The 26,454-nt window shown below is 48.8% G+C and carries 22 protein-coding genes and 1 tRNA gene; 5 read left to right on the top strand and 18 right to left on the bottom strand.

Annotation, left to right across the window (positions count from 1 at the left end):
• Positions 1-22: 22 nt before the first annotated feature.
• The 5 genes from HMPREF0980_RS13990 to HMPREF0980_RS13970 form a co-directional block, all read right to left on the bottom strand.
• Positions 23-1,105 carry a sugar ABC transporter substrate-binding protein gene (locus HMPREF0980_RS13990; RefSeq protein ID WP_049729728.1) on the bottom strand — a complete coding sequence of 361 codons (1,083 nt, stop codon included), beginning with the start codon at positions 1,103-1,105 and terminating at the stop codon, positions 23-25.
• Positions 1,106-1,150: 45 nt separating this feature from the next.
• Entirely contained in the window at positions 1,151-2,146 is a 996-nt protein-coding gene (locus HMPREF0980_RS13985) for a 2-hydroxyacid dehydrogenase (RefSeq protein ID WP_049729727.1), read from the bottom strand.
• A 403-nt stretch (positions 2,147-2,549) separates the two neighbouring features.
• Positions 2,550-2,620: transfer RNA gene (locus HMPREF0980_RS13980), tRNA-Cys, on the bottom strand.
• A gap of 50 nt (positions 2,621-2,670) precedes the next feature.
• Entirely contained in the window at positions 2,671-3,309 is a 639-nt protein-coding gene (locus HMPREF0980_RS13975) for a lactate utilization protein (RefSeq protein WP_049729726.1), read from the bottom strand.
• Between the two features lie 147 nt (positions 3,310-3,456).
• Positions 3,457-4,590: a helix-turn-helix domain-containing protein gene (locus tag HMPREF0980_RS13970; protein ID WP_049729725.1), complete on the bottom strand. Its 1,134-nt coding sequence runs from the start codon at positions 4,588-4,590 to the stop codon at positions 3,457-3,459.
• Between the two features lie 515 nt (positions 4,591-5,105).
• Here HMPREF0980_RS13970 and HMPREF0980_RS13965 point away from each other — a divergent pair.
• Entirely contained in the window at positions 5,106-6,278 is a 1,173-nt protein-coding gene (locus HMPREF0980_RS13965; protein ID WP_049729724.1) for an MFS transporter, read from the top strand.
• Between the two features lie 64 nt (positions 6,279-6,342).
• Here HMPREF0980_RS13965 and HMPREF0980_RS13960 read toward each other — a convergent pair whose 3' ends face one another.
• Together HMPREF0980_RS13960 and HMPREF0980_RS13955 are read right to left on the bottom strand one after the other, a co-directional pair.
• Complete coding sequence (locus HMPREF0980_RS13960; protein WP_049729723.1) at positions 6,343-6,882, bottom strand: M48 family metallopeptidase; 540 nt, start codon at positions 6,880-6,882, stop codon at positions 6,343-6,345.
• 97 nt (positions 6,883-6,979) lie between these two features.
• Positions 6,980-7,681, bottom strand: a complete 702-nt coding sequence (locus tag HMPREF0980_RS13955; protein WP_049729722.1) for a GntR family transcriptional regulator — start codon at positions 7,679-7,681, stop codon at positions 6,980-6,982.
• Positions 7,682-8,004: 323 nt separating this feature from the next.
• On the opposite strand from HMPREF0980_RS13955, the gene HMPREF0980_RS13950 reads away from it, so the two are divergent.
• The 3 genes from HMPREF0980_RS13950 to ortB are packed head-to-tail and all read left to right on the top strand — an operon-like array spanning position 8,005 to position 10,862.
• Positions 8,005-9,126 carry a YkvI family membrane protein gene (locus HMPREF0980_RS13950; protein WP_049729721.1) on the top strand — a complete coding sequence of 374 codons (1,122 nt, stop codon included), beginning with the start codon at positions 8,005-8,007 and terminating at the stop codon, positions 9,124-9,126.
• Between the two features lie 4 nt (positions 9,127-9,130).
• Positions 9,131-9,448 (top strand): 2-amino-4-oxopentanoate thiolase subunit OrtA, encoded by a 318-nt coding sequence (gene ortA, locus HMPREF0980_RS13945; RefSeq protein ID WP_049729720.1) that lies wholly within the window; start codon positions 9,131-9,133, stop codon positions 9,446-9,448.
• Positions 9,441-10,862 carry a 2-amino-4-oxopentanoate thiolase subunit OrtB gene (ortB, locus tag HMPREF0980_RS13940; RefSeq protein WP_049729719.1) on the top strand — a complete coding sequence of 474 codons (1,422 nt, stop codon included), beginning with the start codon at positions 9,441-9,443 and terminating at the stop codon, positions 10,860-10,862. Before ortA ends, ortB begins: the two co-directional genes overlap by 8 nt.
• A gap of 77 nt (positions 10,863-10,939) precedes the next feature.
• Here the strand turns inward: ortB and HMPREF0980_RS13935 are convergent, their stop codons facing one another.
• Positions 10,940-13,375: a response regulator gene (locus HMPREF0980_RS13935; RefSeq protein WP_049729718.1), complete on the bottom strand. Its 2,436-nt coding sequence runs from the start codon at positions 13,373-13,375 to the stop codon at positions 10,940-10,942.
• 205 nt (positions 13,376-13,580) lie between these two features.
• Between HMPREF0980_RS13935 and HMPREF0980_RS13930 the strand changes: the two genes are divergently transcribed.
• Positions 13,581-15,056: a GntR family transcriptional regulator gene (locus HMPREF0980_RS13930; RefSeq protein ID WP_049729717.1), complete on the top strand. Its 1,476-nt coding sequence runs from the start codon at positions 13,581-13,583 to the stop codon at positions 15,054-15,056.
• A 59-nt stretch (positions 15,057-15,115) separates the two neighbouring features.
• On the opposite strand, the gene HMPREF0980_RS13925 is transcribed toward HMPREF0980_RS13930, so the two are convergent.
• From HMPREF0980_RS13925 to HMPREF0980_RS19260, 10 genes are all read right to left on the bottom strand, one after another.
• The gene (locus HMPREF0980_RS13925) at positions 15,116-16,351 is read right to left on the bottom strand and encodes a threonine/serine exporter family protein (protein WP_049729716.1); all 1,236 of its coding nucleotides are present in this window, start codon (positions 16,349-16,351) and stop codon (positions 15,116-15,118) included.
• Positions 16,352-16,460: 109 nt separating this feature from the next.
• Entirely contained in the window at positions 16,461-17,663 is a 1,203-nt protein-coding gene (locus tag HMPREF0980_RS13920) for a GGDEF domain-containing protein (protein WP_049729715.1), read from the bottom strand.
• Between the two features lie 22 nt (positions 17,664-17,685).
• Positions 17,686-18,879 carry a GGDEF domain-containing protein gene (locus HMPREF0980_RS13915; protein WP_049729714.1) on the bottom strand — a complete coding sequence of 398 codons (1,194 nt, stop codon included), beginning with the start codon at positions 18,877-18,879 and terminating at the stop codon, positions 17,686-17,688.
• 123 nt (positions 18,880-19,002) lie between these two features.
• Positions 19,003-19,953 carry a ketopantoate reductase family protein gene (locus HMPREF0980_RS13910; protein ID WP_049729713.1) on the bottom strand — a complete coding sequence of 317 codons (951 nt, stop codon included), beginning with the start codon at positions 19,951-19,953 and terminating at the stop codon, positions 19,003-19,005.
• Between the two features lie 119 nt (positions 19,954-20,072).
• Positions 20,073-21,221, bottom strand: coding sequence for an iron-containing alcohol dehydrogenase (locus HMPREF0980_RS13905; protein WP_049729712.1), 1,149 nt, complete (start codon positions 21,219-21,221; stop codon positions 20,073-20,075).
• A 54-nt stretch (positions 21,222-21,275) separates the two neighbouring features.
• Positions 21,276-22,193: a succinate--CoA ligase subunit alpha gene (gene sucD / locus HMPREF0980_RS13900; protein ID WP_049729711.1), complete on the bottom strand. Its 918-nt coding sequence runs from the start codon at positions 22,191-22,193 to the stop codon at positions 21,276-21,278.
• Positions 22,177-23,328 (bottom strand): ATP-grasp domain-containing protein, encoded by a 1,152-nt coding sequence (locus tag HMPREF0980_RS13895; RefSeq protein WP_049729710.1) that lies wholly within the window; start codon positions 23,326-23,328, stop codon positions 22,177-22,179. Before HMPREF0980_RS13895 ends, sucD begins: the two co-directional genes overlap by 17 nt.
• A 95-nt stretch (positions 23,329-23,423) precedes the next feature.
• Positions 23,424-24,806 (bottom strand): aldehyde dehydrogenase family protein, encoded by a 1,383-nt coding sequence (locus tag HMPREF0980_RS13890; RefSeq protein WP_049729709.1) that lies wholly within the window; start codon positions 24,804-24,806, stop codon positions 23,424-23,426.
• A 38-nt stretch (positions 24,807-24,844) separates the two neighbouring features.
• A complete protein-coding gene (locus HMPREF0980_RS13885; RefSeq protein ID WP_049729708.1) occupies positions 24,845-26,293 on the bottom strand; it encodes an SLC13 family permease in 1,449 nt (482 codons plus the stop codon).
• Positions 26,271-26,454 (bottom strand): hypothetical protein (locus HMPREF0980_RS19260; RefSeq protein ID WP_207643611.1); only part of this gene is annotated, 184 nt, incomplete at its 5' end. The genes HMPREF0980_RS13885 and HMPREF0980_RS19260, both read right to left, overlap by 23 nt.

The following is a 26,454-nucleotide window of genomic DNA, read 5'->3' as shown; positions in this document are numbered from 1 at the left end:
ACCTTCCTACAGTTGCTTCTGCTTATTTGATGTTCAATTCAATTCCCAATTCTTTAATCGCAGTCTCCCAATTCAGCTTGTTCACATACACCGGCGCGGAATATACAGTACTTGGCACCTGTTCCCCTGCAAGATATCTGGCACATTGATCCACTGCTGCCTGGCCTATCTGATATGGATTCTGAGCCATATCACCGTACATTGTAGAATTCTGGTCTGCCACCAATTCCAGCACAGTTGAAGAACCGTCTACCGCATAGATCTTCACTTCCTCTCTTCCTGCCTCTGCACATGCCTGTGCAACTCCAATACACGGCGTATCCCATGCCAGCCAGATCGCATCCACATCCGGCTCCTTTGTCAGCAGATCTAGCGTCTTCTTTCTGGCATCTTCTGCTGCCCCGGTAATGACGTCCTGAAGCTCTGGTTCTATAAATTCAATCCCCGGATAATCCTTCGCCACATACTTCATCATGTCATATCGGATGCCGCATACCCGGACTCCATAGAATCCATTGAATACTGCAATCTTTCCTTCACCGCCTAAATCTTCAAACATATTGCGCGCCAGCTCTTCTCCAATCAGATAGTTATCGGATGTGCTGTTGCAAATCGAATATTGGCTTACCAGATCTACCGTAAATAACGGGATGCCGGCATCGCTGATCTTTTTCATAACCGGTTCGTATACATCTGCATCGCCCAACTGTTTTATAATTGCATCTGGTTTCTGTGTAATCATATTCTCAATGTCAGCAATGTGTTTTTGATCGTTTCTCTCACCATCCACGGCTACTGCTTCTCCACCTAACTCCTTGATTCGATCTATCTGACCCTGATATGCATGTAAGTCAAATTCATGGTCTGTTCCGAGAACTGCAACACCTATCGTATAGCCCTCTAGTGATGGCACATCCATGCCATCTAAAACACCCTTCACGCCAGATGCATCATTTCCGCTTCCCGTCTCTTTATTATCAGATTCTTTATTATCCTTAGTTCCAGTCTTTGATGACTTTTCAGATGTAGAACTACATCCGATCATTACAAGAACGATCACAACACTCATGAACAACACTGCTATCTTCTTCATCCGTCTCTTCATTTCTTCTCCTCCTGATTTTCTATTGTTTAAGTCACATCCAAGCCTTCAGCTTAACATCTGCTTATTGAAAACAACACCTTTCCAGTCTGTACCTTCTTTCCATTTCATCAGCCGCTCCAGCATAATTATGGAGTGGTGGTCAATCACTTCATATGTCGCCCCACAGATGTGCGGCGTCAGCAGTACATTTGGCAAGTCTGCGATTTTTAGGTCTTCCGCGGTTGGCGGCTCATGATCCAGCACATCCAGGACTGCTCCTCTAATCTTCCCACTTTTCAATATAGACTCCAAAGCTTTCGTATCTACGACTGCTGCTCTTGCGGTATTGACAAATACTGCTGTTGGTTTCATACGTTCCAGCAATTCCTCGCCAATTATACGAATTGTGCTTTTCAGAACAGGAAGGTGTACCGAAATAATATCGCTATTGCTGAATATGTTTTCCATATCTGTTTTCCTGTAACTTTCTTTTACTGATGCTACAAATGGGTCGCAAAAGAAAATCTGACAGCCAAAGGCCTCCAGAAGTCCGGCTGTTTTTTGCCCTACCGCACCAAATCCGACAAAACCAACTTTTTTGCCATACAGCTCATTCCCCATGAACTTACCATAAGGCTCATCTCCGCCCTGTCTCCAGTTACCGTTCTCCACCCACTGAATGGAAGGCTGAATATTTCTGTAAAAGTTAATCAGCATCCCAACCAGCAATTCAGCCACTGCCTGTGCATTTCTCGCCGGTGTGCAGAAAACCGGAATCTTCAATTCATTACAGGCTTTCATATCAATATTGACTGGATTTGCTCTGCAGTCTCCTATCACCTTCAAGTTCCCATAGGTGCGGATTACATGTTCCGTAACATTATCAAGTTCCGTAATTAAAATATCCGGCTGATATTTCTTAAGCAGCTCTAAAATCTCCTTCTCGGAAAACCCTCCTCCTCCTTCATTGTCTGTCCACGGTTTGTAAGCGACACTACCAAACGCTTTCTCTAACTGCTGCAGACATTCCTGTGCCATTGTCGCGGTAACTAAAATTTTCATGCCTTCCCTCCTTCATTAATTGTCATTTGTTCATTTATTACACATTTGTTCTTATTCGAATAATATCACCGTTTATTTTTATTGTCAATATAAATAATTAATTAACGATTAATTATCTGTTATTTTGTTTTAATTTATATTTTTTATTGTTTATTTTCAAGAATAACAATATAACACTCTTTCTAACAAACTTTTATTTTCTGTACATTTGTGTAATTATAGGGGTAAAAACGAATGGAAATCATGTTCTGTCAGGGTTTAGCCACCCCTTTGGCAGAAGCAATCCTCTATGGATATCTGATAGAAATTCAAGAATGTGCGGCACATTGATTAGTGAAGAACTAATCATTCTTATAAAACAAAAAAAGCCTCGGGAACTATACATTCCCAGACTTTTTTTAAAAGGCGCCAACCAGAATCGAACTGGTGATAGAGGTGTTGCAGACCTTTGCCTTACCGCTTGGCTATGGCGCCATATCGAGCACTTGTATATTATAACAAATGCTCCTTTTATAGTCAATAATTTAAAACCCTAATTCTTCATTTACAAGGATAATTTTTATTCTATTCGGTGTTTTTGAAAATCTGGTAATCAAAATCTGGCAGCATATCGTATCCGGAGACTTGCAGTCAAAGCACATACCGTTTTTGCAGCATGGGGTATCAATTTCAAACCTTTCGGCATTGATTGGAGCTGCTTCATTTCTGGCCCGTGACATTGCATCTTCTACACTCTTGACCGCCTTATTCATGCCGACTATCATCACCACGTTCTTTGGACCGTATGCAATAGCAGAAACTCTGTTCGCATTCCCGTCTATATTAACCATTACACCATCTTCCGTAATCGCATTGGTACTTGTGATAAAGAAATCACAGTCGTATGTAGCAAGCTCCACCTGGCGCTTCTCTTCAGGACTCTTACAGACATCGCGGTTAAACACCTTATAATTACCCGTACAGACTGCATCCTTCAGACCAATCTCCTTGATAGACATGGAACCTCCCCATCCGACAGAGCTTCCTTCTGGAATCAGTTCCAGTGCCTTTGCGAGGGCCTCTTCCTTCGTCTCTGCATAGTAGCCTTCCATGCTGCGTGATTCTAGTCCTTTGATGATTCGCTCGCCCAGCAGCTTATTTCTTTTAACACGATTAATATCCATATCTGTTCCCTCCTTTTTATTATATTCGGTTCTTGCTATATTATAACACATTTTTTTGGGACAGGGAATTTTCAAAAAGGGACAGGGGAAAGCGTGGCTGGGGACGGGGGAAATTTAAATTTCCCCCGTCCCCAGCCACGCTTTCCCCTAGTTTTCCTGCATTTTCATGATGTAGAATGCTATCATTATTCGCATCCTGTTTTCGTTGCTGAGTATGTCATAGCCAAGCAGGTCTTTTACTTTATTTATCTTGTAAGCCATTGTATTCTTATGGCAGTATAATGCCTTGGATGTATTCAGGATGCTGCATTCATTTTCAAAAAATGCTTTCAGCACCTCCGTGTACTCCGTCTTGTTATCCCGGTCGTATGCAAGCAATGCCCCTAGCGTCTCTTGCACGAATGCAGGATATATTTCTTTTTCTTTTACATCTGCAAGCAGTTTATATGCTCCCAGTTCCTCGTATACTAAGAAGTTTTTGTTAATTGCCGTCTTTGTCAGCTGATAGGCGGTGTTTGCATTGTGGTAAGATTTGTATATATGCCGCATATCGTTCTCTTGAGAACCAATCCCGATGTAAATATTGCCATCTTTCCGGCAGAGCGCCTGCATCTTCTCCCTTACCATTTTCTGCTCATATCCGGCCAGCAGTATAACCAGAAGCCCTTTTTCTTCGTAGACGATACCACTCTTTATTTCGTGGTTCAGCGACTTATGAAGTCCTTCAAGCCTCTCATTTCCATTTTCCGTATCATAAGTGTGGCAGCTCAGCATTACTACGAGGTAACTCATATTTCTAAAAAATCCGTTCCGTTCTAGATGGTTTGTATATAATTCCTCATTCTCCGGGTAAAAAACTGCGTTTTTAAGTGCCGCAATCAAATTGGTATCTCTCTGCTCATTTCGCAGCAGAATTGCAGAAAACATACGCATGATATCGATAAATGGCGACGTCATAGTAGCGGAGAAAAGTGGAAACCGTATACTGTTGCAGTAATCCACCGTCTCGCTTGCAAACATATGCCCTTCCTCCAGTGCAATAATCAGCCCGCCCGCATGCACCTTATCCAGTTCTTTTATAAAATTTACGAGCCACTCTTCGGATGTATAATGGAGCCCCGAATTAAACACAAGTTCATCTCCGTGAAGCAGGGATACGAAACTGGCCTCTTCTACCATATGAATCCAGTCTATCATCCTCCGAAAGCAGCCATTGGTATGCAGTTTTATATCATACTGGGGCTTGATTTCAGCATACAAATCTTCTAATTCTACTGCCATATTTCATTCTCCTGTTCATATACTAATACAATTATACTTCTTTTGTGCTCCAAGCACAATCCTTTATAGATTTTATGTATTCCAAGACTATTTTCAAAGAATATATTACATGATATATTGTATCTAGGATACAAAATATTTATATGACCCCGATTTTGTAATTCCTAATCCAATCTCTAGATTATTCAATAAAAAGGACCTCGAACTATTTCCTGGTCCTTTTAATATGCAGTATTGTGTTGACAAACCACTTGCATCTGTGCTATTTTAATAGACAATTCATAAGACTAGGAGGTACGTTCATGTTTTCCATTCAGATACGATAAGTTATTGAGAAAATGCAGTTCCCTGATGGGATTTTTTCTTGTGCTTATTTTGTAGGAATGGAGATGGAACAGAGTCCCCCTTTATGTAGCGGGAAGTCTGTTTTCACGTACCCATTTATATCGAAAAGCAGCAGGCAAAAGTCCTTTCAAGTGCATTTGTCTGTTTTTATTTTATGAAATGAGGTTTATATGAAAGACTGGAAGAAAAAAAGTATACTGTTTCTTGTGAGCCAGAATATCAGCTTATTCGGCTCCTCTATCGTAAGCTATGCAATTACCTGGTATATTACGCTGGAAACCTCCTCTGGTGTCTGGATGACAGCGTCTATCCTGTGCAGCCTGCTGCCGCAGCTGCTCATATCATTGTTCGCCGGTGTCTGGGCAGACCGCTATAACCGCAAATATCTCATTATGTGTGCAGATGGCTTTATCGCTTTAGCAACCCTTGGTCTTGTCATCATGTTCTTCGAGGGAAAAGCCTCTCTCTCCATGCTGATGGTCGTCTCTGCCATCCGTTCTGTGGGAGCCGGTGTTCAGACGCCTGCCGTGGGAGCCCTTCTGCCTCAGATCGTACCGATGGAAAAGCTGACGAGAATCAATGGGATAAACCAGACGTGCAGTTCCCTGCTCATGATGGTATCTCCTGCGGTAGGCGGCGCGCTGCTTGGAGCCGCAGGTATCGTATGGGCGATGATGGCGGACGTTATCACCGCCGCTATGGCAATCTGCGTCATGGCATTTTTAAAGGTCAGAAAACCGGAGTCCGAAGGAGTCCTGTCCATGTGGCATGACTTGAAAGAAGGCATCGCCTACACGACAGGCCATCCTGTCGTCTCCCGCATTCTTGTATTTTATGGAATCGCGTTCTTTCTCATCACACCTGCGGCTTTCTTGTCCCCGCTGATGGTGGAACGAATCTTCGGCAGCGAAGTATGGCGGCTCTCCGCCAACGAAATTATATGGACGGCCGGCTCGCTCGCCGGTGGCGTCTATGTATCATGGAAAGGCAGCTTCAAAAACAAGTGGCTTGTAATCGCCGTATCCTATATCGGGTTTGGAATCACCTTCGCCCTGCTAGGAGTCAGCCCGTATTTCTGGATGTATCTGGCTGTCATGTTCCTATCCGGCACGTTCATGCCGTCATTGGCAACCGCCTCCACAGTTATGCTCCAGGAGCAGGTTGAAGAACAGAGGCTCGGCAGAGTCTTCTCTGTCTTCCAGATTATTTCTGCAGCGGTAATGCCTGCAGGTATGCTCATATTCGGCCCGATGGCAGACTGGATTGACATCCGGTGGATTATGACTGGAAGCGGACTGCTCCTGGCTCTGACCGGAATCTTTCTCATGAAGCACAAGAGCTAGGGGGACAGGTTAAAGGGCGGCTGGGGACGGGGAAATCTAGATTTCCCCCGTCCCCAGCCGCCCTTTAACCTGTCCCCAGGCGTTTCTTCCGTTCTTTCCAATCTGGCAGGAAGCTTCCCATGAGCGTTTTGAATCTTTCATTATGGCTGGGTTCGAGGAGATGGCACAGTTCGTGTACTATGACGTATTCCAGGCATTCTTCCGGATAGAGCGCAAGACGCTTGTTCAGACGGATACGCCCGCTGACCACGCTGCAGCTTCCCCATCTCGTCTTCATATCTCTCAGCGTCCATGCGGACGCATGTACACCCATCACCGGCTCCCATCTGTCCACATATTTTTCCACATTCCTCCTCATCATTCCAAGCTGCTCCTTAGTCACCCCGGTCAGCTTATCAGCCCTCTCCTGCGCTTTTAGCATCCTGCTGCGGGCCTGCTCTATCCAGCCCGCCTTTGAATCAATAAATTCCATCACCTTTTTCTTAGATACCCGCTTTGGAGCCGTAACCAGTATCCGGCCGTCCGGCGGCTTTATATAGAGGTTGATATTCTTAACACTGCGGTATTCAATTGTCACAGGAATATTATTTACTTTATAATCCATCTGCTCTCCTTTGTCAGTGTGCCTCCTGCCAATTCCTTTTGTCAGACTATTTGAAGAATTTGCATAGGGGTCTGACCCCTTCGTTCCTCCTCATTCCTCATTCCCACTGGTTGAAGGCATTCAGCATGCTGTGGACATCTTCTTCTACTTCATGTCTGACGATATCGGTAAAGCCCATCTTGAAGGCATTAAAGATGGCCTGATGTCGCTTCCCTGCATGGAACAGGATACGTTGAAGCTTCTCCGGGCCGAGGGAGTAATACAGGCAGTACCTGTAGTGAAGAAGATAGCCTTCCAGGCTCTTGTACATACGCAGGATGTATGGGTTGCAGGAAGCCGTGACGATCAGCGAGTGGAACTTGTGGTCGATTTCCGCATAGTCATTAGCGTTCAGGTCTTTGTTGCTTCCATTGCATACCGCTATGTACTGCTTTGTCAGGAGTTCCAGCTCCTCCATCTGATTTGAAGTGATTCTGATGACAGCAAGGGAGGCCGCAAAGCCTTCCAGTGCGCTGCGCGCCTCGTACAGATTATAGCCATCCTCTTTCGTCATCCATGACACTGCCATTATCTTCCCGCTCTTCTTATATACGAGACCATCTTTTTCCAGCCTTGACAGTGCGCTTTTTACAGGGCTCCGGCTGATGCCAAGCTCCTCTGCTATCTTGCTTTCGTTCAGCCGGGAATCCGGGGACATCCTTAACTGGATTATATCATTATAGAGCGACTGGTATATCACATCACTCAATACTAAAAATGGATTTTCAGCCAGCATTTTGTCTAGTTCGCTCTTATTCATTGTACCTGCTTCCTCCTTTCCTGAATCGCCTTATAATGTCATAATAGTACCACATTGCAGGCTTCCAGTCACAATATTCTTCATTAATTAATAAATTAACATTATTTTACACCCTTTCCCAACGAATTGTCTGGCAAAACTGCTTTTTTATAAATCCCAAATTATCGTTCTTAAGGCATTTCAGCGTCTGTGGCCGTGCAATTATCACTTAACCCGCAGCATCCCGGCTAAATTTTGACACCTTTCGACCGAATCATATACTCTTATATCATTCAAAACGTTTTGACCGCGACTATGCAAATGTCTTACAGAGGAGGGAAGCTATGGGAAGCAAACAGCACAATTCAAGCAAATGGATCATCAACTGCATCCGCTATGCCGGCATGTATGTCGGCGCCATCATAGGAGCAGGTTACGCAAGCGGCCAGGAGACGCTGCAGTTCTTCGTAAGTTACGGATACGCGGGCATCATCGGCACGTTAATCGCTATCGTCTTATTTGCCTGGTATGGAACGATGTTTATGGAACTTGGTCATAAGCTGCACACGAATTCACACAAAGAAGTATTTACATACTTGTGCGGCCCTAAAATAGGAGCCGTATTCGACTGGATACTCGTATTCTTTCTGTTCGGCGTATTGTCTATCATGATAGCCGGAGGAGGAGCGTCGCTGAACCAGTACTTTGGAGTCAACCTGATGGTAGGGCGGGTCATCATCGCCGTCCTGACGGTGGGGACCGTCATCCTGGGCTTCAATTCATCGCTCAATGCACTCGGCTTCCTCTCCCCTCTCATCGTAATCGCCACCCTCGCCATATCTATCGGTACGATTGGCGCAAACTTTGGAGGGATTGCAGAAGCCGGCACGCAGATACACAATCTGGAGATTGCAAAAGCCACGCCTTTCTGGTGGACATCTGTATTTATCTACATCTCCTACTGTGTACTGCCTGCAGTGCCCGCACTCGCCTCTATCGGCAACAGTGAAAAAGACGAAAAGGTAATACGCAGATCAGGGATACTCGGTGGCTCGCTTCTCGGCATCGCAATCCTATTTATGGTGCTTGCCACGCTGTCGCGTATCGTGGACGTGTCTGCCATGGAGGTCCCCTTCCTGGAAGTGGCCCGGCAGATGAGCCCTCTCATCGGAGGCATCTTTGCATTCATCCTTCTGTTTGCCGTCTATACGACTTCCGTTCCCATCCTGTACGGCTTCTCCGTACGGTTCGCGGAAGACGGCACGGCCAAGTTCAAAGTGTTGACCCTTGCGGCCGGATGCATTGCATTCGCGGCAGGCCTCGTACCTTTCAGCAAGCTTGTCGGCACCGTCTATCCACTGCTTGGCTATCTCGGCCTCGTTATTATGGCGGTGGGCTTTTATAAAACAGTAGTAAAACGCAAAGATATCCGTAACTTATCGGAAAATGACAAGAAGGGAGCATGACGTTATGAAACAAACGGCAAAGAAAAATGACTGGGTAAGGATCATGCAGATTATCCTTACCCCGGAGGAGAGGCTGGATTCACTGCCTGAAAGTACAAAAAAGGTACCTTTAAAATGCTGGATCAACGGTTTTCTTCAGGACGACACGGCTGAGCCGGGGGACATGGTGACAATCGAGACATTGATCGGGCGAAAGGTCAGCGGTACGCTATATGAAGCGTGGCCCTGCTATAGCCATGGCTTCGGGCGGCAGCAGCCTGCCCTGATACATGCCGGAAATGAAGTGCGCAGGATAATGAAGGAGGCGGGTAAAAATGAGTAATCAGGCAGTTTCTGATATTACAGCTAAAAACAAAGATATTCTATTCCATTCTGTCAATATCAACTATGACGAGTACAAGACCGGGCGGCTCGCCTGGGACTACGAAAAGTTCATGGATATTGTCGGGCTTTCCATGGATGAAATACGGAAAATTGCGGCAGAAGTATATGTCGGAAATACACCTCTCGTGGAGCTCAGCAATATCAACCGGCTCGTCCGTTCCATCTCAGACCGGGGGAAAGGCGCGAGGATATTTTTAAAAGACGAGGCCAATAATCCGACCGGCAGCTTTAAAGACCGGAGAGCGCTGCTGCCTGTCTATGAGGCAAAAAGAGCGGGATATCCAGGCGTTATCGCATCCACAAGCGGCAACTACGGGGCCGCTGTCGCTTCGCAGGCCGCCCGCAGGGGCCTGAAGGCGATCATCTGCCAGGAAGTCTATGACGATGCCGGAAACGGACAGCCGGAATCTCTCGAAAAAGGACGGGCGTGCGAGGCTTACGGTGCTGAAGTCCAGCAATATACCGTCGGGCCGGAAGTATTTACATACGTCATCCTCAAACTGCTAGATGACCTTGGATACTTCAGCGCGTCTCTTTATCTCCCCTTCAGCATCGCCGGAATCGAGACCGTCGGCGTCGAGATTATGGAGCAGACAAAAGCTATGACAGGACGCCAGCCCGATGTCGTGCTCGTCACTCATGCAGGCGGCGGCAATTTTACCGGCGCCGCAAGAGGACTGCGCAAAGCCGGATACACCGGCAAGACCGTAGGGGTATCGGTCAATCTTGCCGGCCTTGATTCCCATGACGACTCTGTCTTTGCACGGAAGTCGTTTTCTACAGGGCATACCGGCTATGGCTTTCCTTCACTTTATAATCCGGAAAGCGTAGATGTTCCTCTGAACGCCGCAAGGCCTCTCAGATATATGGATGAATTCTACACGGTCACTCAGGGGGAAGTGTACTACGCCACCGAGCTTCTCAACCAGCTGGAAGGGCTTCAGAGAGGACCCGCGGGAAATACCGGGCTGGCAGCGGCGATCAGCCTTGCCAGAGAGATGGACGCAGACCAGATTATCGTCGTCGAAGAATCTGAGTATACAGGTGCCGGCAAGGCACATACAGCGCAGCTTACCTTTGCCGAAGACCACGGCGTAGAGGTAAGAATCGGCGCACATGAAGAGGAAATACCGGGCACTAATATCATTATCCCCGCCTCGCCTGCCGATATCAGGACCATACCGGTAGATCTCGATAAGATGAGGCGCACATATGTGGAGGTGAATGTAAGAGAACATGGATATACCAATCTTACCGCGGCAGAGATAGAATACCTGGCCGAAGAGATGAATATCGACACTGCGGCTGTAAGAACAATGCTCGATAACGCAGGTATCACCGTGGCTTCATAACGCCGCATACGTGATAGATAAGGACCGGCTGACATCCCCCTTCGTCAGCCGGTCCTCTACCGTACTTTATGACTTTCTTACGCCAGATTATCTGCCAGCGTCTGATAGAGCAGCTCCGGGTCTATCGGCTTTGCCAGATGTCCGTCCATGCCTGACTCTGCAGCCCTCACTACATCTTCGTGGAAAGCGTCCGCGGTCATTGCGATAATGGGAATCGCCGCCGCTTTCGGATGGTCAGAATGCCGGATTGTCTCTGTAGCCAGATAGCCATCCATCACAGGCATCTGCACATCCATCAAGATCAGGTCATAGCGGTCTCCGTCCGCGAGAAATTTATCCACAGCCTCTCTGCCATCTTTTGCACAATCCACATCGATATCCGTCATTTTGAGCAGTTCCACTGCAATCTCCCTGTTGATATCATTATCTTCCACAAGCAGTACATGATGTCCTGCCAGGTCCGGCCGCAGAAAGCTGCTGTCACGATTGGGCAGCATAACCGCCTTCTCAATTCCGGTCGCTGACAGCAATGCATTATAAAGTGTGGACGCAAATATCGGCTTGGCAAGGAAGGCATTGGCTCCGGCCGCCCGCGCATTTTTTTCTATAGCACCCCAGTCATAGGCAGTGATAATGATGATAAGCGTGTCATCGCCCACAATCTCCCTCATGCGCCGGGTAACTTCTATGCCGTCAATGTCAGGCATTCTCCAGTCCACGAGGCAGACATCATAGCTTTCCCCGGACTGATACCCGCCGCGCACCTTTTCTATACATTCCCGGCCCGTCTGCACCCACTCCGATTCGATTCCAAGGTTCTTCAGAAGAAGGGACGTGTGGACGCAGCTGTCGCGGTCGTCATCAGCTACCAGTACCTTTAGCACCTGCAATGCATGCGGTCTCTGCTCCAGCTTGTCGGTGTCACTTTCCGGCCGTCCAAAATCCAGCTCGATGATAAATGTGGTGCCCTGCTCCAGCCTGCTCTTCACAGAGATGGTTCCGCCCATCAGTGTCACAAGATTCTTCGTTATCGGCATGCCAAGCCCTGTACCGCCGTATTTCTGTCCGATGACCGCGCTCTCCTGCTCAAAAGGATTGAATATACGGCTTAAAAATGCTTCACTCATGCCGATACCGGTATCACATACAGTGAAGCGCAGACGCACGCGTTCCGCCGTACGCTGCAACTGCCGGATTTCAAGCCGGAGCGAGCCTCCCTCGGGAGTGAACTTAAGGGAATTGGACAGCAGGTTGAGCAGAACCTGATTCAGGCGCAGTTCGTCGCCAATCAGTACCGTATCCGTAATGTGAACGAGCGGTACCGTAAAGGTCAGCCCCTTTTCCACCGCCTGCGGGTAGACGATGGATGTAATGGATTCCACGACAGTCTCCAGATTAAACGTGTCATGGACAATCTGCAACTTCCCGGCATCGATTTTAGACATATCCAGCACGTCGTTGATAAGCGTCATCAGATGCTTGGACGAATATCCTATTTTCTCCAGGCAGTTTTCCACCCTTTTACGGTCTTCAATATATGCGGCGGCTATCGTAGTCATGCCGATGATAGCGTTCATAGGCGTACGTATCTCATGGGACATCCGGGAGAGGAAATCCGATTTGGCACGGTTGGCATGCTCCGCCACGGCAAGTGCATCTTTCAGCGCCTCCGCCTGGGCGGTCAGCTTCCTCTGCATCTCCCGCAGTTCCGTCACATCAGTGATATCAATAAATATGACGAGGTATACCGGCCGGCCTTCCTGCCAGTCTATGCAGGTAGCGTTGACCTGCAGCCACAGCGACTGTCCATCCCGGCTTTTGACGTGCATTGTAAAATGCAGCGGCTCACCAGCCATCATCTTACGTTTATTTTCATTGATAATCTCGATATTGTCCTGTATGTTCTTACGGTACAGCGGACTCCCTCCGCGGCTGCCCGAATCGCCAAAGTATTCCATGAAGCGGCCGTTGGCGGACAGCAGAGTCAGATCCAATTCACCGCCCGCGTTATCAATCCTATACTTCGCGACAAAGCCCGGCAGGCTCTCATAGGTGACAGACTGCTCTTTCTGCATCTTAACGAGGTCGTCTACGTTCGTAAGCACAGAATAGGCCACCTGACAGCCGTCTATATATTCATCTGCAAACTGGGTAGAAAATTGTACCCAGACATAATCTCCATTTCTGCGGCGGATCCTCGACAGCAGCCGGTACCCGTCCTGTCCCGCGCCGAGCGCGTTCAAAACTGTATCCGAGAGCTTTTTCCATTCATCCGGATCCTCTTTGTAATATAGGTCGGGGCGGTTGTGGAACGCCTCCTCATACTCCTCTTTGGGCCAGCCGATGAGCTCATAATAGAACTCGTTCGCCCAGATCAGAGTAAAGTGTTCATCCAGCAGGTGCTTGCTCACACTGACGTGCAGCAGGCGCATCAACGTGTTGTATTCATATTCTGCAGGCGTAATATCAGCTTCGCCCGGAACTGGCTTTTGATAATCCTTTTGTCCAGCCATAAATTCACTTCCTCCTAATCGTATACGCATTCCTATCTGATGTCGGAAAATTGGCTTCCCATGGCCGCATCCTCTACCTTGTTCATGTTAGACTGTTTGTTACAAGTATAATGTATTACGGATAAAAACTCAATCGCTTCTGGAAAATCACCCGATAAAATGCTAAAATATTAGACAAACATATATGAGCGGAGGCTGCGGTCATTTGCAAAGTAAACACCAGTTTTCAAATCTAGTCTATGAATATTTTTTCATGCGGATACAATTCCGCTATTATAAATATGGAGATTACCTTCCGTCCATCGACACGCTCTGCCAGGAATTCAGCGTCTCTTCCCAAACGGTGAAAATGGCACTGCAGCGTCTACGGGCAGAGGGCTATATTGATATGCATAACGGCCGCTCTACTAAGATTATTTTCCAGCAGACGCAGGAAAACGCCGAACAGCTCCTGCTTCAATATTTTTCCATGAGAGTGGACAGCTTCCGCGACCTCTATGACTCAACTCATCTCGTTATCATGCCTTTGCTCATGGAGGGCTTCCGCCGGTCCGCCAAAGAAGATCTCGCTTATCTTGCCCGTCTTGCAGACGGTACAAGTACAGATGATGTGCTACACTTCTTCTGTTTTGTCCTGCAAAAGATGGACAATCCGCTGGCAATGAACCTATACTGGGAGACGTCTCTGTTCTGGGGATTGCTCTTTCTGAAACAGGATCCCGAAAAAGATCTAAGCGATGTGGAACGGATGCACGAGGAGATGAGACGCTGCGTCTCCTATGCGGAAAACGGAGACTGGGACCTTTTGCATGAGGAACTGCAAATCTTCCGGCAGGATTCCGTGGGAAACGCGGTCAGCCTCTTAAAGCAGGCCGTCACGCCTGCCCCCCAGGAGGAGCAGGTTCCGTTTGAGTGGCGCATATACCGGGGCCGCCCGCAGGTCTGCTACAGTCTGGCTTCAAAGCTTCTGCACGAAATCTACATGGGCAGATTTCGGAATACGCAACTGCTTCCCTCTTATAAAAAGTTGGCAGAAGAATACTGTGTTTCTGTCAGCACGGTCCGAAGGACAATCAAGATACTCCATCAGCTCGGTGCGGTCCGGCCAATCAACGGAAAGGGGATTCACGTCTTTGGAGCCGGGGCTTGCTGTGATACGCCTGACTTTAGCAGCCCGGTTGTCCGCCGAAGCATCGCTTATTTTGTCCAGTCATTTGAATTGCTCGCATACTCCATCCAACCCGTTATGAAGTACATCCTGACCGGAATTACCGATGAAGAAAGGGATTCCCTCATCCATGAGCTGGAAGCCCATCTCCATACCGGCCGGCAGGAACTTGCCCTTTGGTGCTGCCTCCTGTTTGTCCACAGGCATAGCCGGCTGAACGGGATACGGGAGATTTACGGCCGCATATACAGCCTGTTCCAATGGGGCTATCCTTTGAAGGGATCCTCCGGCGGCACCCCAGAGCTGGACGAAGCAATGCATCATTTCACAGTCGTTATGCTACAAGGTCTGAAGGAGCATAACATCGACCGCTGTGGAAATGCCATAAAGGAACTGGTCAGCGGGCAGTTCCCCGCGGCAGAGCAGTATCTGCTCCGCCACGGAATCGGTCAGTCGGAACTGCGCCTGACACCTGCCATACGGCTCCTTGTCACATCGGAAGATGCGGATTAAGATACAAAAAAGGGGCCCTCTTCACCTGTAGCGCAAGTGAAGAGGGCCTACGTATGTATTTACGAATTTTTCCCAATGTGATATTCTCTTTTGAGCATCCTCATGCCGGTCCTCGACAAGATATCCACAATGTTGAATCCAAAGGCAATCGCAAGGCACGTTGCCAGCAGCACGATGGTTTCGCCGATAACCATTCCATAATCGCCGCTGACGCAGCCATACATCATATAATACAAGTTAGGTCCCGGAATGAGCGGGAATACAGAAGCTGTCAAAAAGATGGTAGACGGCGCCTTGTTGATTCTGGACATGATAAATGCATAGAGCGCAACAAAAATAGATGCTATCAGCGTTGCCAGAAAGTTGCTCGGCCAGAAATGATATACCACCACGTAGATTCCCCATGTGAAAAAGGCGCCCACACCGGAATACACGACCTGTCGGCCGCGTATCTTAAACCAGAAAGCGAAGCCGATACAGGCAACCGTACAGGAAATGAGCTGGATTGGGATATTATGGTTCAGCACATATCCTTCCGCAGATACCCCGTCCAGCAGCAGCATCGCCAGCGCGGTTCCAAACGCGATGCCGGCCGCCCCGAGCATGGAGTTCATAATATTCAGCGAACCAGATATAAAGTCCCGCTGGAGCACTTCCCGGATCCCGTTTGTAGTGCTGAGCCCGCTGATCAGCAGCATGACAATGCCAATCATGATTCTCTCCGGATGGCTTCCGATTCCAACCCGGACTGCAAGAATAATGATAACCTCCGACAAAAACGAAAGTATCAGATTATATGCCATTAAGTTCTCTTCTCTTCTGCTAAGCCAGCCTCCGACAAGGGCAATCATAAGTGATACGATTACTGCCACCGCCGCGTCAGCAAAATCGCACCCAAAAAAGACCGCAAAGCCGGTTCCTCCCATTACAGCAGCAAAATATTTCGTATATGGCTTCTGGGGAGGCCTGTTCATGACTTCCTCGTATTTTTCCTGAAGTAATATTTCATCGGGCGTATGCTGGCAGACATACCTGGACAGATTGTTCAGATAATCAAGCCTGTCAAAATCAATATCCGTCGATTCGATATGGCGGACCTGGGTAATAATCTCTCCCTCCGGGGTTTCAACCGTTATCTGGATGTTGCTCGGTATGGCAAATACATCATACCGTTTGAACCCATAACTTCTGCACATTCTGTAAAGGCTGTCATCCAGCCTGAAATTTTCTGCCCCGCAGATCAGCATCGCCTCTCCAATGTCGAGTATGCCCTGCACTATCTTATTATAATCCATCGCTTTCCCCCCTGGTATAAAATATCACATGATGTAATCATAGCATTGTTTTCGCAGGTGTCAATAAAAATCTTCTGACAGATAGCTGCGGCACAAGAAATGCATCCTTTTATCCGGTAACTCTTCTTACCGATTTCCTGTCATACATTACCTTATCGGCTTCTGCTATCAAGGCGTCGGCGTCCGCCGCCACGCTGCTGTCTACAATTCCGTAGCTAAATGACATCTCAAAAGGAACCTCTCCTTTCCTGCTAATTGCCCGAATCCTCTCATCTGCCTGCCGGACCCGCTCTTCTGCAGCTATCGCGCCCGTTTCCGTGAACAAGATCAGAAACTCGTCCCCGCCATACCTGGCTATCAGATCACGGCCTTGTCTGCAGGCCAGTTCCAGCTCCCTGGCAGCAGTTATCAGATACCGGTCTCCTTCACCATGCCCGTAAGAGTCATTGACCCCCTTGAGATTGTCCAAATCCAGAAAGCATAGTGCAAATGGCAGCTCTTTCTGAAGCAGGTTCTTTAGCTGCTCCCGGATATACTGACGGTTATACGTACCTGTCAAGGCATCACAATAGGCAGTGGAGCGAAGCTCGCGCTCTTCTCTTTCTTTCTGCTCAATCTTACGCCTGATGTCCCGGTTCTGCTCACGATAGTCAGCCAGACGGCACATCTTGAGGGAATAGCGCATTCCAAGGCCGGCACCCGCCAGAGAAAAAATGCACGATTTGATTCCCCACAGTTTCAGTACAATTGAGTTGCCTGGCGTCTGATAAAGCAGCAGGTTCAGGTACAAGTAGAGAAACATCCCTGCCATAATCTCCAGCTGAAACTTCAAATGGCCCGGGTGGTCCAGCACAACCCGGAATGAATTCTGCGTCTTTCGTAATGCCATCATATGAAATACGACACCTCCGAACAGAAATCCAAGAAATACCGGAAGCGCCTTCAGGCTGGTGATACTGTTGTCAAAAGACATGAGCGGCTGCGAGCTGTATATCGCGACTGCACAACGGCAGAAAACATTAATCGTAAGCCCATACAGTATACCGTTCATCGAAAAGAAAAGCGCCGTCTGGAACTCCTTCCTGCAATAAAAAAAAGACTCCGTCAAAAGCACCAGAAAAAACAGGCCCCAGTTCACAAGCAGGTTGAACTGTAAGATACTGCACAGGAAGAACATGGCGTAGTTCACAAGAAAGGACCCCGCTACAAAAATCTTCGGCATGGGCGGAAAACGGAGGACCTTGGAAACGAGCCTGAAATAGCTCCAGTTAAAATAGAAGTAAGATACCGCCACGATAATATTAATATACATGTCTTTTGGACCTCCCTTCTCTTTAGCGCCGGTAAATCTTATCCCGGTACATCGCCCGATCCGCTTCTTTTAATAAGGCGTCCGCTTCTTTTTGGTCTCCCGGCATATATGTCGTAATGCCATAAGAAAAATGCATCGGCCTTACCCAATACCCAGACTCCAGCATCTCCCTGATTGTCTCCATCCGCCTGTCCGCCGCCTCTGCCGCAGTATCCGGCATAAATACGATAAATTCATCTCCCCCGACACGCGAAAGCAGGCTGCCGGAACCGATCCTTGCTTCTATCTCTCTGGAAAACATGATCAGATAATGGTCTCCGGCATCGTGACCCTCCTTGTCATTGAGCAGTTTAAGCCCGTCCAGATCGAGAAAAGCAAGAGAAAATAATTGATCCTTCTCTAGCATCCTGTCTATATAGTCTATCAGGTATCTCCGTGAGAACGCCCCCGTCAAGGCATCCCGTTCTGTCATGCGCTTCAGGCTGCCCGCGCTTTCCTTCGCCGATTTTAGCCTGGCTGACAACTCATCATGCTCTTTCCTGAGATATTCCTCGCGCATAATCGTACGGATACGCATTAAGAAGCGGAGAATGCAGAATGTCAGCACGGCGCTGCTGCCTAGAAGGAAAAGGGCAGGATATGCCGACATAAGCTCTGCTTCGCATAGCAGGCTGTCCAGCAGCAGATAGCCGGTGCAGAACGAGAGAAACGCCATGAAAGGGCGAGCTTCATCGCTCTTCGCTTCAATAACAAGCAGGAAAAAAAGGCGCCTATGAGACAGAAAGATTAGATTTTCTATCATACAGACTGCCAGAACGAAAGTGACGCTGGCGGTACGCCAAACGGCATCTGCCATCAGCGTATACATAGCCGGGCCCCGGACAAGGGAGGCAAAGCCGGTAAACGCCATATGAAGCACCATCATATTGACAAAATTCAAATTTATAAAAAACCAGTACCTTATCTGTACATTCCTTCTAATACATGTAGCCGCAGCCTGTATAAGATAAGTCAGGGCATAGAATACCGGCAGCGGAAAGCCCTTGGAGAGCCACGCCGCTACGAGCACTCCCTCTGCCAGAAGGATCAAAGACAGGTCCCGACGCAGCTTCCAGACCGGAAGGCCCCGTGGCGGTACGACATAATAAAGCATACAGCCATACAGCACAGCCAGAAGAACCGGAAGGCAGTAATACCAATAGAATACCAGATTCATCCCGCCGCACCTCCTTTTCCCCTCATACGTCTCTGCGTTTATTAAAAATTATAGCATGCGGCGGGGGGAAAATCCACCCGAAGCCACAAGAAGCCCGAATGATACCACGCACTTTAACGAAAGCTATCTGCCTTCAGGTTGTATCTGCTTCTCCTTTAACCCTTCATAATATCGTTCTGATACCGGAACAGCTATGTTAAGACGCTCCGCCTCGCTGACCAGGTATCCGCTGAATGTCTCAAGTTCGCATCTTCTGCCGGCATCCATATCCCGGCAAAGAGAGCTCGAAGCGTCCGGCTCCTGTACCTTTATAAAATGCTCCAGCTGACGGTTCAAAAACGTGTCCGACAGGTCAATCCCCTTTGCCCTTGCCACCTCACGTGCTTCATACAGGATAGCTTTAAAATCTGCAAGCCGTTCAGGGATGCCCCGGATTCCTTCCGTATCTGTAGAATAATAGGCTGTCATGACGTTAAACGCACAGTTCAGGCTATACTTTTTCCAGATTGCCTTCTGTATGTCTTCATCTATCCGGCAGTCGAGGCCTGCCTTGCGCATCAGCTCCGCTGCCTCATTCATCATATCCCGCTCCTGTCTGTCCGGATTCTCCAGACCGATATGGATATGCGCATAATCACCTTTCTGGATAACCTCATAAGCCTCATCCATATATGAGACGATATAAATCAGAGAATCCAGTACCGTTCCCCTCCCGATATGCCGGCGGGCCTTTGCCCCCGGATCTGCACCGTTCATAACCGGAATGATTACCGTGTCCTCACCGGCGGCTTCACGGATATCATCACACACTTCCTCCAGAGTATAATTCTTCACACATACGAATATAAAGTCCTGCGCCGGCAGCTCTCTCACGCTCTCCACCACCTGCTTCGGGTATACGATCCGTTCCCCCAGGCAATCGCTATGAAGGATAAGCCCTTTCTCTTCGAGGGATTCTTTCCGACCGCCCCTTGCGGCAAACGTTACATTCTCATACGTATCTGCCAGAGCGGCCCCAATATATCCCCCCACACCGCCTAGTCCTATCACCGCTATCTTCACATCTTGCTTCATTCTGACACCTCCGTCTTCTGAACAGGCAGGAGCCTGCAGCTTCATTATAACCCAAAAAGACACGCCGGGTGTCTGGAATTTTCTCCAAACACACAGCGTGCCGGCAATTACAGGTTGCCCTATAGTGCTTTCTTATATAATTCAATGATATCCTTCACATTCGTCTGTCTCGGATTTGCCAGGATATTTCCGCTCTTCATGGCATCTTCAGCCATGACCGGAATCAGTTCTTCTTTTACTCCTACATCTGAAAGCGTTTTCGGGATTCCAAGGTCAGCATTCAGCTTTATTATCTCATCCACAAGCATCTCCGGTCTAAAGCTATCTGCTGCCCCGCCGCCTTCACTGATGTAGTTATACATCACTTCATAACGTCCATTGTCAGCAAGTGCATTGAACTCAAGTACCGTTGGAAGGAGTATGGAATTGGCAACACCGTGTGCAATGTGGAAATAAGCACTTACCGGATGACTCATGGCATGCACGTTACCAAGCTTTGCCCATGCAAAGGCAATTCCGGCAAAGTTGCAGCCTGCCATCATGGCGCAAGCGGCATCTTCATCCTGTCTGTTCGCCACAAACTTACGGATATTGTGTCCAATCAGCTCCATCGCTTTTTCCGCCATTGCATCCGAAAATGGAGAAGCCTTTGTGGAGATGTATGCCTCCATAGCATGAATCAGCGCATCCACCCCACAGGAAGCGGCGATAGATGCGGGTGCTGTCATGATAAGCTCCGGATCGAGCACTGCATATTTCGGCAGCAGCTCATAGCTGATTACAGACAGCTTATAATTCCTGGCTTCATCTGTGATGACGGACGATGCCGTCACTTCGCTTCCTGTCCCCGCGGTCGTCGGAATCGCGATTATCGGAACAATCGGGCCTGGAACAGTGTCAAAACCCTCGTATTCCGTAATATTTCCGCCGTAGTTGACGAGCACCCCTACGGCCTTGGCCACATCCATGGAACTGCCTCCTCCAAGTGCAACGATGCCTGTCGCCTTGCATTCCTTATAAAGCGCTGCCGCAGCGTTTACAACATCTACCGTCGGATTCGGAATGACATCCAGATATGCCGTGCATTTGATTTCTCCGGCCTCAATGATATCCTGGACCTTCTTTACTACCCCCAGTTGTTCGAGACCTCGGTCCGAGACGAGCAGAACACTATCTGACTGGCTCTTATCCAATATATCAGGAAGCTTCTTCAAACTTCCCATACCAAATTCAATGTTCTGTGGTATTTTAAAACTATAATCTTTCATTCTTCTCCTCCTTCATAACGGACAGCCACTGCTGACGGGTGCAACATCCGTTTCCTAATCAATCTGGGGTTTCAGCGACTGCATCCTTCCGCCTGTACGGGCATTATATTCACTTATGAATTCCACGATCTTGCCAAGGGTCGGACAGATGACTACGCCTGCTTCTTCAAGTGCGGCGATCTTGGACTTCACAGTGCCCATACCTCCACTTACGATAGCACCTGCATGCCCCATACGTTTGTTCTCCGGTGCATGCATACCCGCAATATAGGCACAGACCGGCTTTTTAAGTCCTATCTCCTTTATCTTGGCTGCCGCCATCTCCTCGCTCGTGCCGCCGATCTCCCCAATGATGACTATGGCATCTGTCTCGTCATCCTGTGCGAATAGTTCCATCACATCCGCATGGTCCATACCGATGATAGCATCACCGCCGATTCCTACGCAAGTGGAGAGGCCAAACCCTTTGAATGTCAGGTTGGAGGCTGTTTCATGGGTGAGCGTGCCGCTGCGGGAAATGATGCCGATATGCCCTTTACCGTAGATGTAGTCAGGCATGATCCCGAGCTTTGACTTGCCTGGTGAAATCACTCCTATCGTGTTGGGCCCCACGATTTTCGCCCCCAGCTGCTTCGCTTCATGCACAATCTTCAGCGCATCCATGACAGGAACAAATTCTGTAACGATGACCAGCAGCTCAATCCCTTCCCGCAGCGCCTTAAGTGCTGCCTCCAGCACAAACTGCTTTGGAACGAGAAGCATAGCGGCGCGGATTTCCGGAAATGTGGCGCGGGCTTCGGCAACAGTCTCAAATACCGGGACGCCCTCTACCGTCTGACCGCCTTTTCCCGGCGCAACACCTGCAAGGAGCTTAGCACCGCTCTCCAATGTATGCTTACAGTGAATCCTGCCCTGTTTTCCCGTAATGCCGATAATCAACATGGAGGTATCCTGATCAATTAATATGCTCATGTTCCTTTCCCTCCTTCAATCTGAGTAATGTCTGCACCGCCTCGTCCGTCGTACCATACTTTGTCTGTGCAAAGCCGAGCTTTTCATATATGTTCCAGCCCTGTTCCTGATTGAAGCCGCGGCTTTTAACGACAACCGGCTTCTGAATGCCAAGTTCGTTGCAGGCCCGAGAGATTCCGACCGCCATATCCGCACAATTGTTGATGCCCCCAAAGACATTTACCAGAATATAGTCTGTACTTTCATTCTGAAGCAGAATTCTCATGGCCTGGTACGTTTTCTCTGCCGTCACGCCGCCCCCGAGATCAAGGAAATTGTTCACACGGCCGCCGTAGTGGCGGATGGTGTCCATCGTCGCCATGCCGATACCGGCGCCGCCTGCCATCGTGCCGATATCCCCTTCTGCGTCCAGTTCGACATAGGTGAGATCGTGGGCTTCTGCTTCAGCTTCCTGACGGGATTTTCGCTGTGCGGTGCGTGGAAGTATCGTATAGTCGTCCTGGCGGTAAAGGCTGTTGTCATCGATGACCAGCTTTGCATCAATGGCAAGCAGGCTGTTATCTTTAAGGACTGCAAGGGGATTGATCTCAAACGTTGTCGCATCCAGCGCAAAACAGGCATTGCAAAGCTTCTCTGCAATATCCGCAACCTGGTTCATATGGGTGTCCGGGAGTTCAAAGACCGAAGCCTCCGCCACGAATGCCTGGGCGTCAAAGCCTGCAGTACAGTCAAAACGCAGCAGTTTCTCAGGAGCAGATGCCGCAAGTTCTTCAATGTCCATTCCTCCATATGGAGTAAACAGCATTATCATGGCACGGTTCTTTACATCCAGCGTCATGCCCAGATAATACTCCTGCGCGATAGGCAGGAAGCTGCAGGCGATGATGCCTTCCATCGTACGTTCGTTTATACGGATCCCTTCAATGATTTTCTTGACTTCAAGCAATTCTTCCTCTGTCTTTACAGCGCGTACCGCTCCTGCTTTGCCACGTTTTCCGGATAGAATCTGGCCTTTCAGCACGCACGGATAGGTAACACGGTCCGGCACTTCATCATCCGTCAGCAGTATGCTTTCGTTGATGGGAATGCCGAAGCGTTCTAACTGGGCTTTTCCTTCTATTTCTAAGTAATCCATAGGCTGCTTCCTTTCTATATGCCACGGCACCGCATCTCATACGGTACTGTGGCGCTGATACTATATTGATTCATACTGGTAACAGGCATTGTACATTACTGCCAGGCCAGTTCTGGATCTGGAAGGTAGGACTCCTCATAAGGGTAGCCGACACGTGTGATATTCATAAGATGAACATAATCGAGGTTCCCGCTGAAACTGTTGTTGCCCCAGGAACCACAGCCTAGCGTAGTCGTTGCAGTGAATCCATTTGTCGGGCTGCCTCCGCCGGTAGTACCGGCAGGCTGGTTTACAATCACGCGGGATACCGAACACTGTATCGCGGCATACTCCACATGTTCCGGTGTGTTGGAGTGGATGCCGATGCTGTGGCCCTTCCCTTCGCAGTTGAGGTTCTCTACCATCATGGCCACCCCTTCTTCAAATGTACCGTAAGGATACACGGTGAGGACCGGACACATCTTTTCACGGCAGAGGACATCCCCATGCCCAAGAGCGTTTGCCTTCGCAACGATAACACGGGTGCCCTCCGGCACATCAAGGCCGATATTCGCCGCCACCTGTTCAGCCGTGAGGCCTACCACGTCACGGCTGATAGCGCCGCCGCCGGGGAATATGCCTTCGCGCAGTTTCTCCACGAGAGCAGGCTGTGCAACGTAATAGCCCCCCTGCTTCTCCATTTCTCCTATAAATGCATCGAATTTTTCTTCCGGGATAAAGGCTGTCTGTTCTCCCAGGCAGATAAGGCCGTTGTCAAAGCTGCGCCCGATGATTATCTTTGATACTGCATCCTCCAGATCCACGTCACGGTCCACAATGCACTGGACATTGCCTGCCCCTACGCCAAACGCCGGTTTCCCACTTGAATACGCCGCCTTCACCATACCCATGCCGCCGGTGGCAACGATAACATCAGCCGAACTCATGAGCCTGCCACTGTCTTCGATGGATACCTGCTCCAGTCCAAGCACAAGATCCTCAGGAAATCCAAGCTTCGCAAGTTCTGTGCGGAACATATCCACGAGAAGCTTTGTGCACTTAACCGCCCGTGGATGTGGGGCAAAGATAACGGAGTTGCGGGTCTTAAGCACAAAAGCCGCGTTGCTCATCGGCGTAACGACTGGGTTCGTAGAAGGTACGATACTGGCAACGACGCCCATAGGCTTGGCAATCTCAATCATGCGTCGGTCTTCTATCCTGTTGATGATACCTACGGATTTCTTCCCTTTCAGGCTGTTCCAGATGAGTGCGGACTTCATTCGGCACTTGGTAATCTTATCCGCCACACTGCCAAGACGTGTCTCTTCTGCCGCCATAGGGCCGAGCATCTCTGCATTGTCATAGATTACTTTACAGATTGCGCGGGCCGCGGCATCTGCCTCCTCCTGCGTTGCAAAAGCAAATTGCTCTTGTGCTGCTCTTGAACGTAACACCAGTTCCTCTACTGTCTTTGTTCCACTTTGTTTTGTCTCATTCATGTCAGACCACTCCTATCCTTTTCTTTTTTTATGACTTGCTAATTAATAAGATACGGCAGTTCACCGAACATCGGCCACAGCTTAAGAGCCGCATAGCCGAAGATAACAACAACGACCATGCTTATGATGGTCATAGGGGTACCGTATTTCAGCATCTTATTCGCATCCAGCCCGTAAGCGACGGGAATTGCACGAACGCTTAACGGCAGCAGGAATTCCGCATTATAAGCTAGTGTGGTTATGAACCAGTAAGGTATCGGGTTCAGTCCAAGCTCGCTTGTAAAGCCGAATACAATAGGTACAGACACGGCGGCAGCCGTCGTACCGTTAGTCACCTCGGATATCATACGTGTAAAGATGACTAAGACGACAACCGTCAGCAGTCCCCCATCCAGGGCCAGGTTGGACACGATGTCTGCAATCCTGGCCGTTGCACCAGAGTCGTTGATAAGCTTTCCGAGCGCCATACCTCCTGCGAAGAGAATCATCATCCCCCACATCATTCCTTTCTGCGCTGTTTCCCATTTCAGCAGGAAGCCTTTATCGGATGCCGTGATGAAGAAACAGAGGCAGCCAAGCGTAAGATATACATAGGCCGGCGCAAGGCCAGGTAAGATATCAGCATACAGAGGGCGGGTAAATGCGGCTAACATGGCAACGATGAAAAGTACAGAGCAGATCTTTTCATCTCTCTTCATAGGTCCAAGTTCCCGGTAGCTCTCTACAAAGTATTCCTTCGTACCATCTAACCTTTTTACTTTCATCGGCATCAGCAGCATACTGATCAGCAGGACAGCCGCAGCGATGACGAGATAAGGCAAGACACGTACCACCCAGTCTATGTACATGAACTCGTGCCCGGTAAATTCCTCCAGATAGGAGATTGCGACAAGGTTCATCGCCCCGCCGAGCGGTGTGCCGGACCCGCCCAGGCTGACTCCCCATCCAATGGCAAGTAAGATAGGTATCGCAGGGGCACAATTTGGAATATCGTCATATCCTGCTGCTGACAGCATCGCCACCGCAATCGGTGTGAACAAAGCGCAGACCATTACGTTTGGCAGCGCCATGGAAAGCACGATGCTTGCAAGGAGCCAGACCGTAATCTGCGACTTCATGGATGGCCCGATCAGGGACAGTGCTTTCAGCGCAACCCTACGGTCCAGCCCGCATGCCGCCCAGGGCAGGCATATGAGAGTCGAACCGAAAATCAGGATAATACTGTCAGATGCATATTGTGCAGTGACCGATGCCATGGGGACGATATTAAATATTGCGTTGACGACAACGGGCATGATACCAGTAACCGTAATATGTACGGGACGTGTTATCCACCAGAAGATCAGCCAAAACGCAGTACCTACTGCCTGTGCGCCCCGAAGCGTGAGGGCATCCTTAAGCAGCAGGGCTGACAGGGCAAATATAACAGGCCCTAGCAGAATGTAGATGAAGCGTTTTTTGTATTCATGGTCCTTCTCCTCCTCCATGCTTTAACTTGCCTGTATTATACAGATGCACGGCGCAAAATAGCAATAGACGCGGCTTTCTTTTCCCGCCGGCGAAATATGATTTTAAAGTGTGAATCAAAGTTTTGTATTCTGCAAATGGAGTTGCATATGATGCAACAAAAACAGAAAACAAGAGGCCG

Source organism: Dorea sp. D27 (genome assembly GCF_001185345.1).
Classification (GTDB): Bacteria; Bacillota; Clostridia; order Lachnospirales; family Lachnospiraceae; genus Extibacter.
Note: the sequence above shows the minus strand (reverse complement) of the source record. Positions and strands in the feature narration are given on the sequence as shown.

What these genes read in the sequence shown, in the direction of transcription:
- HMPREF0980_RS13990 (WP_049729728.1), bottom strand. Translation starts at nt 1,105, where the DNA reads ATGAAGAGACGGATGAAGAAGATAGCAGTGTTGTTCATGAGTGTTGTG.
- HMPREF0980_RS13985 (WP_049729727.1), bottom strand. Translation starts at nt 2,146, where the DNA reads ATGAAAATTTTAGTTACCGCGACAATGGCACAGGAATGTCTGCAGCAG.
- HMPREF0980_RS13975 (WP_049729726.1), bottom strand. Translation starts at nt 3,309, where the DNA reads ATGGATATTAATCGTGTTAAAAGAAATAAGCTGCTGGGCGAGCGAATC.
- HMPREF0980_RS13970 (WP_049729725.1), bottom strand. Translation starts at nt 4,590, where the DNA reads ATGGCAGTAGAATTAGAAGATTTGTATGCTGAAATCAAGCCCCAGTAT.
- HMPREF0980_RS13965 (WP_049729724.1), top strand. Translation starts at nt 5,106, where the DNA reads ATGAAAGACTGGAAGAAAAAAAGTATACTGTTTCTTGTGAGCCAGAAT.
- HMPREF0980_RS13960 (WP_049729723.1), bottom strand. Translation starts at nt 6,882, where the DNA reads ATGGATTATAAAGTAAATAATATTCCTGTGACAATTGAATACCGCAGT.
- HMPREF0980_RS13955 (WP_049729722.1), bottom strand. Translation starts at nt 7,681, where the DNA reads ATGAATAAGAGCGAACTAGACAAAATGCTGGCTGAAAATCCATTTTTA.
- HMPREF0980_RS13950 (WP_049729721.1), top strand. Translation starts at nt 8,005, where the DNA reads ATGGGAAGCAAACAGCACAATTCAAGCAAATGGATCATCAACTGCATC.
- ortA (WP_049729720.1), top strand. Translation starts at nt 9,131, where the DNA reads ATGAAACAAACGGCAAAGAAAAATGACTGGGTAAGGATCATGCAGATT.
- ortB (WP_049729719.1), top strand. Translation starts at nt 9,441, where the DNA reads ATGAGTAATCAGGCAGTTTCTGATATTACAGCTAAAAACAAAGATATT.
- HMPREF0980_RS13935 (WP_049729718.1), bottom strand. Translation starts at nt 13,375, where the DNA reads ATGGCTGGACAAAAGGATTATCAAAAGCCAGTTCCGGGCGAAGCTGAT.
- HMPREF0980_RS13925 (WP_049729716.1), bottom strand. Translation starts at nt 16,351, where the DNA reads ATGGATTATAATAAGATAGTGCAGGGCATACTCGACATTGGAGAGGCG.
- HMPREF0980_RS13920 (WP_049729715.1), bottom strand. Translation starts at nt 17,663, where the DNA reads ATGTATATTAATATTATCGTGGCGGTATCTTACTTCTATTTTAACTGG.
- HMPREF0980_RS13915 (WP_049729714.1), bottom strand. Translation starts at nt 18,879, where the DNA reads ATGAATCTGGTATTCTATTGGTATTACTGCCTTCCGGTTCTTCTGGCT.
- HMPREF0980_RS13910 (WP_049729713.1), bottom strand. Translation starts at nt 19,953, where the DNA reads ATGAAGCAAGATGTGAAGATAGCGGTGATAGGACTAGGCGGTGTGGGG.
- HMPREF0980_RS13905 (WP_049729712.1), bottom strand. Translation starts at nt 21,221, where the DNA reads ATGAAAGATTATAGTTTTAAAATACCACAGAACATTGAATTTGGTATG.
- sucD (WP_049729711.1), bottom strand. Translation starts at nt 22,193, where the DNA reads ATGAGCATATTAATTGATCAGGATACCTCCATGTTGATTATCGGCATT.
- HMPREF0980_RS13895 (WP_049729710.1), bottom strand. Translation starts at nt 23,328, where the DNA reads ATGGATTACTTAGAAATAGAAGGAAAAGCCCAGTTAGAACGCTTCGGC.
- HMPREF0980_RS13890 (WP_049729709.1), bottom strand. Translation starts at nt 24,806, where the DNA reads ATGAATGAGACAAAACAAAGTGGAACAAAGACAGTAGAGGAACTGGTG.
- HMPREF0980_RS13885 (WP_049729708.1), bottom strand. Translation starts at nt 26,293, where the DNA reads ATGGAGGAGGAGAAGGACCATGAATACAAAAAACGCTTCATCTACATT.